This is a genomic window from Methylocaldum sp. MU1018 (genome assembly GCF_053646775.1).
The window spans coordinates 3,238,828-3,250,256 of sequence record NZ_CM132195.1; the positions used below are offsets into that span (position 1 = coordinate 3,238,828).

Annotated in this window: 13 protein-coding genes; 6 read left to right on the forward strand and 7 right to left on the reverse strand. The window is 56.7% G+C overall.

Translation table 11 applies throughout. The annotated features are described in order from the left end of the window. Window positions 1–3 precede the first annotated feature (3 nt). The 4 genes from rpoD to rpsU form a co-directional block, all read right to left on the reverse strand. On the reverse strand, window positions 4–1,794 hold the full coding sequence (gene rpoD, locus ACWJKU_RS14785) for an RNA polymerase sigma factor RpoD (RefSeq protein ID WP_454143385.1): 1,791 nt from the start codon (window positions 1,792–1,794) through the stop codon (window positions 4–6). 85 nt (window positions 1,795–1,879) lie between these two features. Beyond that, complete coding sequence (gene dnaG, locus ACWJKU_RS14790; RefSeq protein WP_454143387.1) at window positions 1,880–3,607, reverse strand: DNA primase; 1,728 nt, start codon at window positions 3,605–3,607, stop codon at window positions 1,880–1,882. A 63-nt stretch (window positions 3,608–3,670) separates the two neighbouring features. Beyond that, the gene (locus tag ACWJKU_RS14795; RefSeq protein WP_454143389.1) at window positions 3,671–4,120 is read right to left on the reverse strand and encodes a GatB/YqeY domain-containing protein; all 450 of its coding nucleotides are present in this window, start codon (window positions 4,118–4,120) and stop codon (window positions 3,671–3,673) included. Between the two features lie 12 nt (window positions 4,121–4,132). After that, a complete protein-coding gene (gene rpsU, locus ACWJKU_RS14800) occupies window positions 4,133–4,366 on the reverse strand; it encodes a 30S ribosomal protein S21 (protein WP_324873080.1) in 234 nt (77 codons plus the stop codon). A gap of 115 nt (window positions 4,367–4,481) precedes the next feature. On the opposite strand from rpsU, the gene tsaD reads away from it, so the two are divergent. Beyond that, entirely contained in the window at window positions 4,482–5,504 is a 1,023-nt protein-coding gene (gene tsaD / locus ACWJKU_RS14805) for a tRNA (adenosine(37)-N6)-threonylcarbamoyltransferase complex transferase subunit TsaD (protein WP_454143391.1), read from the forward strand. A gap of 34 nt (window positions 5,505–5,538) precedes the next feature. Here tsaD and plsY read toward each other — a convergent pair whose 3' ends face one another. After that, window positions 5,539–6,132 (reverse strand): glycerol-3-phosphate 1-O-acyltransferase PlsY, encoded by a 594-nt coding sequence (plsY, locus tag ACWJKU_RS14810; RefSeq protein ID WP_454143393.1) that lies wholly within the window; start codon window positions 6,130–6,132, stop codon window positions 5,539–5,541. 81 nt (window positions 6,133–6,213) lie between these two features. Between plsY and folB the strand changes: the two genes are divergently transcribed. Both folB and folK read left to right on the forward strand, forming a co-directional pair. Continuing rightward, entirely contained in the window at window positions 6,214–6,579 is a 366-nt protein-coding gene (folB, locus tag ACWJKU_RS14815) for a dihydroneopterin aldolase (protein ID WP_454143395.1), read from the forward strand. Continuing rightward, complete coding sequence (folK, locus tag ACWJKU_RS14820; RefSeq protein ID WP_454143397.1) at window positions 6,572–7,069, forward strand: 2-amino-4-hydroxy-6-hydroxymethyldihydropteridine diphosphokinase; 498 nt, start codon at window positions 6,572–6,574, stop codon at window positions 7,067–7,069. Before folB ends, folK begins: the two co-directional genes overlap by 8 nt. Here the strand turns inward: folK and ACWJKU_RS14825 are convergent. Both ACWJKU_RS14825 and ACWJKU_RS14830 read right to left on the reverse strand, forming a co-directional pair. Next, window positions 7,062–7,793, reverse strand: a complete 732-nt coding sequence (locus ACWJKU_RS14825; RefSeq protein ID WP_454143399.1) for a pteridine reductase — start codon at window positions 7,791–7,793, stop codon at window positions 7,062–7,064. The genes folK and ACWJKU_RS14825 overlap by 8 nt on opposite strands. Window positions 7,794–7,820: 27 nt before the next feature. Beyond that, on the reverse strand, window positions 7,821–8,654 hold the full coding sequence (locus ACWJKU_RS14830; protein WP_454143401.1) for a RibD family protein: 834 nt from the start codon (window positions 8,652–8,654) through the stop codon (window positions 7,821–7,823). 378 nt (window positions 8,655–9,032) lie between these two features. Between ACWJKU_RS14830 and ACWJKU_RS14835 the strand changes: the two genes are divergently transcribed. The 3 genes from ACWJKU_RS14835 (at window position 9,033) to ACWJKU_RS14845 (ending at window position 11,429) form a co-directional block, all read left to right on the forward strand. After that, window positions 9,033–9,383, forward strand: a complete 351-nt coding sequence (locus tag ACWJKU_RS14835) for a hypothetical protein (RefSeq protein WP_454143403.1) — start codon at window positions 9,033–9,035, stop codon at window positions 9,381–9,383. A gap of 178 nt (window positions 9,384–9,561) precedes the next feature. After that, window positions 9,562–10,590 carry an AAA family ATPase gene (locus ACWJKU_RS14840; RefSeq protein ID WP_454143405.1) on the forward strand — a complete coding sequence of 343 codons (1,029 nt, stop codon included), beginning with the start codon at window positions 9,562–9,564 and terminating at the stop codon, window positions 10,588–10,590. Next, window positions 10,587–11,429 (forward strand): DUF58 domain-containing protein, encoded by an 843-nt coding sequence (locus ACWJKU_RS14845; RefSeq protein ID WP_454143407.1) that lies wholly within the window; start codon window positions 10,587–10,589, stop codon window positions 11,427–11,429. Before ACWJKU_RS14840 ends, ACWJKU_RS14845 begins: the two co-directional genes overlap by 4 nt.

Genomic DNA, 11,429 nt, shown 5'->3' on the forward strand with positions numbered 1-11,429 from the left:
CTACTAATCCATGTCGAGGAAACTGCGCAGTTGCTCGGAGCGCGAAGGATGACGGAGTTTCCGCAATGCCTTGGCTTCGATCTGACGAATACGCTCACGGGTTACATCGAACTGTTTACCCACTTCCTCCAACGTGTGGTCGGTATTCATATCAATTCCGAAGCGCATACGCAACACTTTCGCCTCTCTCGCCGTCAATCCGGCCAGCACTTGCTGGGTCGTTTCGCGCAAGCTCGCGACGGTCGCATGCTCGATCGGAGACATCACACGAGAATCTTCGATGAAATCCCCCAAATGTGAGTCCTCATCATCACCGATGGGGGTTTCCATGGAGATGGGCTCCTTGGCAATTTTCAGTACTTTGCGTACTTTGTCTTCGGGCATGTCCATGCGTACCGCCAACTCTTCCGGAGTGGCTTCGCGTCCCATTTCCTGCAACATCTGGCGCGAAATTCGGTTCAGCTTGTTGATCGTCTCGATCATGTGCACCGGAATTCGGATAGTCCGGGCCTGATCGGCAATCGAGCGCGTGATCGCCTGGCGAATCCACCAGGTAGCGTAAGTGGAAAACTTGTATCCGCGCCGATATTCGAATTTATCGACCGCTTTCATGAGGCCGATATTGCCTTCCTGGATTAAATCGAGGAACTGCAAGCCGCGATTAGTATATTTCTTGGCGATGGAAATCACCAAACGCAAATTGGCCTCAATCATCTCTTTTTTGGCGAGGCGCGCTTGGTTTTCGCCGATAGAAACACGCCGATTGATTTCTTTGATATCGGCAATGGACAGTTGATTTTCCTTTTCCACCTGCGCCAGCTTGTTTTGCGCGCGTCTTAACTCATCGCCATAAGATCTGAATATTTCGTCGCCCGATTCCAGCCTTTTCTGAAGCCAATCCGGATTGCTTTCGTTACCGATGAACGAGGCTATGAACTCCGCTCGCGGCATTTTTGCCTTGACGACGCAGATATCTTGAATGATTCGTTCCTGCTCTCGGATTTTCTCGACCGCACTATGCAACAGATCGGTCAATTCCTTGAAAAACTGAGGCGTTTTCTTGAACTCCATGAAGCTCTCCGCAAGAGCGTCGAAAGTTTTCTGGGTGCGTTCATGATGATAACCGTACTTGTTGTGCGCGTTGACAGCCGATTTGTGCTGTTTATTGAAGAGCTCGAGCTTTTCTTTTACCAGCTCGGGATCCGGCCCGCTTTCGGCATCATCGAGAATTTCGGTGTCGGCATCGTCGTCCACCAAGACCTCTTCGGACTGTGCCGCCGGGTCAAAAAAGTCGGATATCAAATCCGACAATCGAGCCTCTCCTTTTTCCACGGCATCGAAGGCGTTTATGAAATGGTCCATGGCGGCCGGGAAACGGACCAGCTCGTTTGCGGCCTGGTTCAGCCCTTCTTCGATGCGCTTGGCGATGCTCAATTCGCCTTCGCGGGTCAGCAACTCGACCGTTCCCATTTCGCGCATGTACATGCGTACGGGATCGGTGGTTCGCCCCAACTCGGTGTCGACGGATGAGGCAAGCGCCGCCGCGACTTCTGCCGCTTCGTCCTCGTCTTCCTCGGTAACGACGGCGGGCTCGGGGATGAGATCCGCGTCCGGCACATCCTCATGCACTTCGATTCCCATGTCATTGATCATGCAGATGATATCTTCCATCTGCTCGGGATCGACGATGTCACTGGGCAAGTGGTCGTTTACCTCGGAAAAGGTGAGGTACCCTTGCATCTTGCCTTTAGCGATAAGTTCTTTAAGCTGAGATTGCTGCTGTTCCAGATTCATCAACTGACTCGCGACTGCTGTATGCCCGCAAAACAATACAGTATATTAAAAGTTTGAGAAAACAGGAAACTTGCGAAGGCTGGTCTCATGCGTTCATGAGCATTCGCATTTCCTCCCGCTCTTCAGAACTGAGCTGCGTTTTTTCCGATTTTTTGATGAGCTCATCCAAACGCTTCCGCTTGAGATGCTGTTCGAAACGCATTAAAGCATCCGAAAACTCGACTCGTATACCCTCCTGGGGTAACAGAGTATCCCATCGCATGAGGTTGGCAATAAATGTTTCCTCCGGCGCACCGCGAAAGTGCTCCAGGATTCCGCCGCCAGTCAAGCCCGGGTTTTCGTCCAGAATCCCTAGCACCTTTTCAATTAAGTGTCCGTATTTGTTGAGAGCGCATAATTTTTTACGCAATTCGCTCCCGATCATGACGCCAAGTTCTGGATTTTGGACCAGAAGCGCCAAGAAGATACGCAACGCAGAGGGCCGCATTCGACTTTTTACGGACGCGATCCTTGATTCCGACGGTCCTACAAGCTTAGCCGATTTGACGGATGATTCGACTACCCCATGTCTCGCAAGTTCCGCCAACCGCTTCTCGATCATCTCTCGAAAGACACCGGCAGGTAACTTGGCAATCAATGGCTTGGCACTTTTGACCAAGGCGGCGCGCCCCTCTAATGTACCTAAATCGAGCCGACGCGCCAGACATCTGAAGAAATAATCGGAAAAAGGCTGCGCGGTGTCGATACGCTTTGAGAAAGCGTCCGCGCCTTCGTCTCCCATCAGGGAGTCGGGATCGTGGCCGTCCGGCAGAATGAGAAAACGGACTTGCCGCCCATCCCGCAGAAAGGACAGGCTTGCTTCGAGCGCCTTCCAGGCCGCCTTCTGTCCCGCAGCGTCTCCGTCGAAACAAAAGACCAGATCGTCGGTATAACGAAACAGCAGCTCGACATGATCGGCGGAAGTCGCGGTACCGAGTGTCGCAACCGCATTGAAAAGGCCATTCTGCGCCAAGGCGATGACATCCATATAGCCCTCGACCACCACGATGCGCTCGGGTCTTCCAGACTGCTTCAGCAGTTCGTACAAACCGTATACTTCCTTGTGCTTTTTGAAAACGACGGTCTCGGGAGAATTAAGGTATTTCGGCGTTTCATCGCCCATCACCCGCCCGCCGAACCCCACTATCCGGCCTCGACGGTCCCGGATGGGAAAAATGATACGATCCCTGAATCTATCATAGGCCTTGTCGTCTTTTACGATCATGAGCCCCGCCGCTTCCAGCAGTTCCCGCGAAAACTCGGACGGTAGATTCTGCCACCCCGGCGGCGCATAGCCCAGACGATATCTCTGAGCGATTTCCCCACTTACCCCGCGCCCCTTCAAATAAGCGACCGCTCGCGCCGCTTCGGGATGGGCCTTGAACTGATGCGCATAGAATCGGGAAATAGTTTCCTGCAAATCGTAAATGGCATTCGCAATTCTAGACTGCGGATCTACAACCGCGCTTTGGGTCTCCGTCGGGACTTTCAGCCCGACCGACGCGGCGAGACTCTCCACCGCCTCGACAAAACTCAGGCGATCATACTCCATCAAAAAACCGATGGCATTGCCGTGCGCGCCGCACCCGAAGCAATGGTAAAACTGCTTGTCGCGGCTTACGGTAAAGCTGGGAGTTTTTTCGTTATGAAAAGGACAGCGAGCCGTAAAATTACTGCCCGCCTGCCTGAGCGGCACTCGCGCATCGATCAGATCGACTAGATCGACACGAGCAACCAAATCTTGAATGAATTGAGAAGGGATCTTGCCGGCCATTGTCTATACCGGCAGGTTCAGTTCATGCTACGCCGTTCTCGAGAAACAGAAAAATCCAACGCTTCAGGTGCTCAACAGGTTTTTGACCCGCGAGCTCACCGCCGACATGTCGGCCCGCCCCTGCATTTTCGGCTTCAGCACAGCCATGACCTTACCCATATCGCCGATCCCGGAAGCACCCGATTCCACCAGAGCCTCCTTAATCAGAGACTCCACTTCATCTTCGCTCAAGGCTTGAGGCAGATATTCCTGAATGATGCTCAGCTCCGCCTGTTCCACGGCAACCAGGTCATCCCGGCCTGCCGATTGAAACTGCGCGATGGATTCACGCCGCTGTTTGGCCATTTTATCCAGAACGGCAAGAACCTGTGCGTCATCCAACTGAATACGCTCGTCCACCTCGCGCTGCTTGATGCCGGCCATGATAAGCCGGATGACGCCCAGTCGCTCTTTTTCGCCGGATTTCATGGCGGCCTTCATATCCGCCTGGAGGCGTTCTTTCAGTCCGCTCATCGAAATCAACTATCAGGTCTGCGGACGCCCTTTGCGCAAATTCTGCAAGGCGAACCGCTCGCGGGAAAGCTTTTTCAAATGCCGCTTCACTGCCGCAGCCGCTTTACGCTTACGTTCCTCGGTCGGTTTTTCGTAGAATTCGCGGCGGCGCACTTCAGACAGAACGCCGGCCTTCTCGCAGGCACGTTTAAAGCGGCGGATGGCAATTTCAAAGGGCTCGTTTTCTCTAAGCTTAATCGACGGCATGTAGCTTCCCAAAAATTGACGATTAAAAACAACAAAATTCCGAGGCGAGATTACCCCGCCAACTTAAAAGCTCTAATTATACTCACTACAGACTGCAAGATAAAAGTCAAATTGTATGTATGTACTCGGCATCGAAACATCCTGCGATGAAACCGGCGTGGCGATCTATCACGCCGAGAAGGGGCTTTTGGCCCATCGCCTGTACAGTCAGGTAAAAATTCATGCCGCGTACGGAGGGGTAGTGCCCGAACTGGCCTCCCGCGATCACATCAAAAAGCTGATTCCGTTGATCCGGCAAACGATCGCGGACGCCGGCATCTCAAAACGGCAAATCGACGGGATCGCTTATACCGCCGGCCCGGGACTGATCGGCGCATTGCTGGTGGGCGCTTCCGTCGCTCGCAGCCTGGCGTGGACCTGGGGAATTCCGTCCATAGGCGTACATCACATGGAGGGTCATCTTCTCGCTCCTTTGCTGGAACCGGAATCGCCCGATTTTCCGTTCATCGCGCTCCTCGTTTCGGGCGGCCACACCCAATTGGTCGAGGTCGAAGGCATCGGCCTTTATCGCATCCTGGGGGAATCTCTGGACGACGCCGCCGGAGAAGCCTTCGACAAAACCGCCAAAATGCTCGATCTCGGCTATCCGGGCGGCCCGGCGATCGTAGAATTGGCGGAGGAAGGCGCTGCGCATCGATTTGAATTCCCTCGCCCCATGACCGACCGGCCAGGTCTCGACTTTAGTTTCAGCGGTCTCAAGACCCATACGCTGCAAACATTCGGCTCCACCGCCAAAACTCGACAGGATAAAGCGGATATCGCCCAGGCATTCCAAGACGCGGTGGTCGACACTCTGGTGATTAAATGCCGGCGGGCGCTCAAGGAAAGCGGGCTTACTCGCCTGGTGGTCGCCGGAGGGGTCAGCGCCAATCGATCGATGCGCGACAAGCTTCGGCACATGGCTCGGGAAGAAAACTGCCATGTATATTTCCCGCGGCTCGAATTTTGCGGCGACAACGGCGCCATGATCGCGTTTGCCGGCTGTCGGAGGCTGCTGGCGGGTCAAAAGGAGCCGGCCGAAATCAAGGCTTTTCCGCGGTGGTCTTTAAGCGCGTTGACGCCGCTCGGTCCTTCGTAAAAACGAGCGGCTCAAGCGGGCCGCGACGGTGAAATCACGAAGCTTTGCGCCCGATCCGGGCCTCCTGGCCCTGGAGCAAACGTTCGATATTCCCGCGATGTCGCCAGATCAGAAACGAGACCATCACGACGGACGCTCCGGTCAGCACTTCGGATCCGGTCAAAAGCCAAACGTAAACGGGCGCGAACACGGCCGCGACCAAAGCGGCAAGCGACGAAATGCGCGAGGCGAAAGCGGTCGCGATCCACGTCGATAGAGCGGCCAGCCCTACCGTCCACGAAAATCCCAAGAGCACGCCCAAGGCGGTGGCGACGCCTTTGCCGCCCTTAAACTGGAAGAACGCCGGGTAAAGATGTCCGAAAAAAGCGGCCAGACCGACCAGCGCCGCGACGAGCGGGTCGGCGCTCAGAGCCTTGGCCAACAGAACCGGAATCACCCCCTTGGCGGCGTCCCCCAGCAAAGTGATCGCAGCGGCTTTTTTTCCGCCCAACCGCAACACATTGGTCGCGCCGGGATTTTTCGAGCCCTGCTCGCGGGGATCCGGAAGGCGAAACAATCGACTTACGATGACCGCGCTGGACAGCGAACCCATGAAATAAGCAAGAGGAACTAAAAGCCAAACCGCCATGTGCGTAATATGTCCCGGTTGTCAGATTTGTATTTTTTGTGTTACCAATTCGCAAAATAGCGAAAACCGATCGGATTGACGATGGACATTATATTTCTACGCGGCCTGCAGATCGAGACGGTGATCGGCATCTACGATTGGGAAAGACAGATCAAACAAACCGTCCTGATCGACTTGGAAATGGGCGCCGACATCCGTAAAGCGGCGGCATCGGACGATATCGAATACACGCTCGATTACAAGGCGGTTTCCAAACGCATCATCTCTTTCGTGGAGGAAAGCGATTTCTTTCTCGTGGAAACCCTGGCCGAAAAGGTCGCTCAAATCGTTATCGACGAATTCGAGGTCCCGTGGCTCAGGCTGACGCTCAACAAGAAGGGCGCGATTCGCAAAGCGAGCGATGTCGGAATCATCATCGAAAGAGGAGAAAAACGGGAATATGCCTGATGTTTTCCTGAGCATCGGCAGCAATATCGAAAGAGAGAAGCACATTCCGTCCGCCCTGAAAGAGCTGGAAGAACGGATGGGCCCATTGACTGTCTCCAGCATCTACGAAAGCGAGGCGGTAGGCTTCGAAGGGGGCCGCTTCTACAACCTGGTGGCGGCGTTCACCACCGAACTTTCGGTATCCGATATCGCAAAGACTCTGAGCGAGATCGAAAACCATCACGGCCGCACGCGAGACAGCAAAAAATTCTCCTCGCGCACCCTCGACATCGATCTGATCCTTTACGGCGACGAGGTGCTCCAAGAAGGAAAGTTCGCCTTGCCGCGCGAGGACATTACACGTTACGCCTTCGTGTTGGAACCGCTCGCGGAGATCGCGCCGAACAGAAAGCATCCGGTAATCGGCGAGAGCTATGGCGAGCTATGGGCCAAATTCGACAAAACCGGCGCCAAGCAGTGGCGAGTCGGCGCGGTGTCGGATATTAGCTGAACAGACTCCTTCCGCCGTCCACGGCCAGTATCTGCCCGGTCACGTAAGGCGCATCCTCGACCAGGAACAATACCGCTCTCGCGATATCCGAGGCGTCTCCGGCGCGCTTCATGGGAATGCGGTCCAGAATTTCCGCTTGCTTCGCGCCATCCATATCGTGCTCGGGCCATAAAATGGCTCCCGGCGCGACGCCGTTGACGCGGATATCGGGCGCCAATTCCTTGGCAAGGGCGCGGGTCATCGCGGACAATCCGGCCTTGGCGAGACTGTAGACGGAATAGGCCTTGAGCGGACGGTCGGCATGGATGTCGCCGATATTGACGATACAACCGTTACGCAGGCGCAGGAACGGGATGGCCGCTTGAGCCAGGAAAAACGGCGCCTTGAGATTGCTGCCCAAGAGATCGTCCCATTGAGCCTCCGTCACCGTTCCCAAAGGAGTGGCATAGAAACCGGAGGCGTTATTCACCAACACGTCCAGCCCACCCCAACACTCCGCCGCCTGGCGGATCACGGCGCTCAACCCGCCCGTTTCCCGCAAATCGGCCCGCAACAAACGAGCCGAATCCCCCCGGACGGCATTGAGCTCGTCGCACAAAGCCTCCGCATCGGCCGCCGACCGATGATGGTGCAGCACGACATTGTATCCCGCCGCATGCAGCCGCCGCGCAATTTCCGCACCGATACGGCGAGCCGCGCCGGTAACGAGTGCCGTTTTCATCATCCGCCCCTCCGCCTTCAAAGACAGCCTCTACGCGTTATTGCTTTCGAATTGAGCGAACCACTGCCCCGCCCCTGACGGCGAGGTCGGATCGTAATACAAGGACAGCAGCCTGAGATGTCCGAACAGCCCCAGTTCCGGGCCCGGCAGCAGGGTGCGAAAAGCCTCCCCGCCCATCAATTGATGGGTGATGGTCTGAAACAGCCGCCCCAGGCGTCCGCTCCTGACCATCGTATCCAACATGTGCGGCCCGGCGATGAGGTAAATGGCCCGATAGCCCAGCTCGCCCAGTTTGCGCGTCAACAGATCGCCCTCCACCATTTTTTCCCGGCCCGCGAGGATGATTTCGTATCCTTGGCTGTGCCAATAATCCAGTTTCGCGGGGTCCGCCCGTTCTCCCGTGGCGATATAACATGTCTGGCCGTGCGCACTGACGGACGGCGGCATCGGAAAATCCAGACTGGCGCTCGCGACAACGATGGCCGGCTGAGCCGCCAGCCCCCGCGCCTTGCGCCACTCCGCCAAGTCGCGCGTCGTGTCCGTCAGGCCGACTTGCAGGATATTGCCCAGACGCTTCTGCGTCAGCGAACGGAGATATCCGCCGTGCGTGATCAGGCAGTCCGCCTGGCATTCCAGCTCCAGAAACAAGCGGAAATCGTCCGGCGTGGTCAGGCTCTTGGGGAGATAGGTCTGCCCGCTCGAATCCTCCAATGCAATCCGCCCGTCCAGACTCGTGAGGAAATTGGCATAGACGAACGGCGATTCGGGCGTACCCAGCCGGTGCAGGTTGAGTTGAAGATAAAGCCCTTCCAGAGCCACCTCTTCAAAAGGCGGTGGAAACAGGCGAAAAATTTTCTTGGTCATTTCGGAAAGACGGGCCGGTTGAAAAATCCTGCGACGAACGAGAAACGATTCTCGCACACGCAGGGCAAGGCATCGAAAAAACCACCGTTCATCGCATCGCGCGGTCGGCACATGTTCCGCGACGACGCCGGATCGCCGCATCCCAACGGTTCGATCCGAGTCTTTTCGTTCCGGATTAAAGCTGGCCGAGGCGAATTGATATGCTAAAATGCCGCCCAAAAATATTACAGCCATCATTATTCAAGCCGGCCTTTCGCGGCTTTTGTTTTTTGCAGGGGCTCCCGATCCACCGTGGAGACTTGGGCGGCAATAACGACTCCCATCGTCCCGTCCGGGACAAAAGATTTTTAGCTTCAGCTTGGGAAGGAAAAAATACGCATGAAAATAGAGCTTATTCTGGCGAAAACATTCAAATTCGTGGTGTTCGTGTTATTCACCTTCATGGCGCTCGTCTACTTCGGCGTCATGCTGCTGTTGCCGCTGGACATACTGACCCAGATCATCCGCATCTTCCACGGCATCGGTCTGCCGACCGTCCTCGCCGCCGGGCTCGGCATCTCGGCCCTGGGCTATATCGGCTATCTCGTCTCGCGCATGCCGGAACTTTACAAACTGGTCGTCGATATCGGCGTGCAACTGATCTCCTTCGGATACAGCCAAATCCAGCGCTTCGATCCGCTCATCGATTCGGCCAAACCGACCGAGACCAGCACCACGACGGCCGCTTGAGGGTCTATCGATTGCGAAATCGCGCCATGCCCGGAAAGCAATCACCCGGTAGTCGAAGCTGATCAAAAACCCCGCCTTGCGGGGTTTTTTACTTTGCAGTTCCCGATGCGGTAACCTATTCAGCCGCATCAGCCGCCCGCGACCCCGCTCTTAGCCACTATCGCCCCGCGCACGACCTATGTCCGACTACGATAAAGACACACTGCTCGCCGACTGGCGGCGTCACGCCCTGGACTTCGAACAGGAGATCGGAAAGGCCGTCATCGGCCTCGATCACGCCATCCATCAAATCACGCTGGCCATTTTTTCCCGCGGCCACGTCATGCTGGAAGGCGACGTCGGAGTCGGCAAAACCACCTTGCTGCGAGCGGTCGCGCGCGGACTCGGCGGCGCTTACGAACGCATCGAGGGCACCATCGATCTGATGCCCAACGATCTCGTCTACCATACCTACATCAACGAACTGGGCAAGCCCCAGGTCGATCCGGGTCCGATCCTCAAGCACGGCGAACAACTTTCGGTTTTCTTCTTCAACGAGGTGAACCGCGCCCGCCCGCAAGTTCATTCGCTGCTGTTGCGGGTCATGGCCGAACGCAGCATAACGGCCTTCAACCGGGAGTATTTCTTCCCGCATCTCCAGGTGTTCGCCGACCGTAACCGGGTCGAGAAGGAAGAAACCTTCGAAATTCCCTCGGCGGCGCGCGACCGCTTCCTGATGGAGCTGCACATCGAAACGCCGCAAGATCCGGCGCTGCAACGCGCCCTGATATTCGACCCTCGTTTTCACGACACCGATCGATTGATCGCGAGCGTCCGACCGGACGTTCTATCCTACCGCGACATCGCGGACATCTCCCGCGTCATCCAGGGCGAAATCAAAGCCAGCGATACGCTGCAACAATACGCGCTCGATCTCTGGCAAGCCACCCGGAAGCCGCAGAATTACGGCGTCAAAATCGACGGCGTGGACATGGATCAATTGATCCTGGCCGGCGCCAGCCCGCGGGGAATGAGCATGATGATGCGGGCAGCCCGCGTCTCGGCCTGGCTGAACGACCGGACCCGCCTGATCCCCGAGGACATTCGCCAGGTCTTCGCGAACACGACCGCTCACCGGGTCTTCTTCAATCCGGTTTATGAACTTCGCCGAAGCGATTTGGTCGGTGAACTCATGATCGGTATTCTGCAACGCGTCGCGGCGCCTTGATCCCCGAGTTCCATTACCACGTCGCTTGGCGCTCGCCCGGCATCCACCCCGGCCGCCATCGCAGCGCACAGCACGGCGGCGGCCACGAATTCGCCGGGTACGCCCCCTTGACCGCCCATCCCGACCCGCGAAACCTGGATGTACGCGCCACGCTGCACGATCCCTTCGGTCAGCTCATGGTGCGAACCTTCCGCCAAAGGAGTGCGATTCCGGTTTACGTGGTCGCCGACCTCTCGGCTTCCATGGGCTTTCGCGGCACGGCACCGAAAACTGAACTGCTGGCCGGATTCACCGCATCGGCGGCCTATTCCGCCTACCGCAGCGGCGATTTCTTCGGCTTCATCGGCTGCGACAGCGCGATACGCCAGGATTTTTTCCTGCCGCTGCGTTGGCACAAAGGTGCCGCTCCCGAACTGTTGCAGAACCTGAAAAACCTCCGGCCGCAGGGCGCATCCGCCGACGGACTGAACCAGGTCGCGCCGTATCTCGGCAAACAGAAAGCCTTGGTGTTCCTCGTTTCGGATTTCCACTTCACCCTGGACCGCCTCGATACCCTGCTCAAGACTCTGGCTCGCCACGACGTCGTTCCGGTGGTCTTGTGGGACAGCGCCGAGTACGACCGGCTACCCTCGCTGGGCCTGATTTATTTCGAGGACCCCGAGACCGGAGCGCGCAGGCGGCTGTTCATGCGCCCTACGTTACGCGAGAACATCCGGGCTTCGTTCGCAAAGCGGCGCGACGATCTGGAGCAGACATGCGCGCTTTACGGCCGGGAACCCTTCTTTCTGATCGACCGCTTCGAGCCGGACGCGCTGACTCGTTATTTTTATCGAAATTGA

Bases quoted from the DNA above. Each gene is read 5' to 3' on its own strand.
- rpoD (WP_454143385.1), bottom strand. From the start codon at position 1,794: ATGAATCTGGAACAGCAGCAATCTCAGCTTAAAGAACTTATCGCTAAA.
- dnaG (WP_454143387.1), bottom strand. From the start codon at position 3,607: ATGGCCGGCAAGATCCCTTCTCAATTCATTCAAGATTTGGTTGCTCGT.
- ACWJKU_RS14795 (WP_454143389.1), bottom strand. From the start codon at position 4,120: ATGAGCGGACTGAAAGAACGCCTCCAGGCGGATATGAAGGCCGCCATG.
- rpsU (WP_324873080.1), bottom strand. From the start codon at position 4,366: ATGCCGTCGATTAAGCTTAGAGAAAACGAGCCCTTTGAAATTGCCATC.
- tsaD (WP_454143391.1), top strand. From the start codon at position 4,482: ATGTATGTACTCGGCATCGAAACATCCTGCGATGAAACCGGCGTGGCG.
- plsY (WP_454143393.1), bottom strand. From the start codon at position 6,132: ATGGCGGTTTGGCTTTTAGTTCCTCTTGCTTATTTCATGGGTTCGCTG.
- folB (WP_454143395.1), top strand. From the start codon at position 6,214: ATGGACATTATATTTCTACGCGGCCTGCAGATCGAGACGGTGATCGGC.
- folK (WP_454143397.1), top strand. From the start codon at position 6,572: ATGCCTGATGTTTTCCTGAGCATCGGCAGCAATATCGAAAGAGAGAAG.
- ACWJKU_RS14825 (WP_454143399.1), bottom strand. From the start codon at position 7,793: ATGATGAAAACGGCACTCGTTACCGGCGCGGCTCGCCGTATCGGTGCG.
- ACWJKU_RS14830 (WP_454143401.1), bottom strand. From the start codon at position 8,654: ATGACCAAGAAAATTTTTCGCCTGTTTCCACCGCCTTTTGAAGAGGTG.
- ACWJKU_RS14835 (WP_454143403.1), top strand. From the start codon at position 9,033: ATGAAAATAGAGCTTATTCTGGCGAAAACATTCAAATTCGTGGTGTTC.
- ACWJKU_RS14840 (WP_454143405.1), top strand. From the start codon at position 9,562: ATGTCCGACTACGATAAAGACACACTGCTCGCCGACTGGCGGCGTCAC.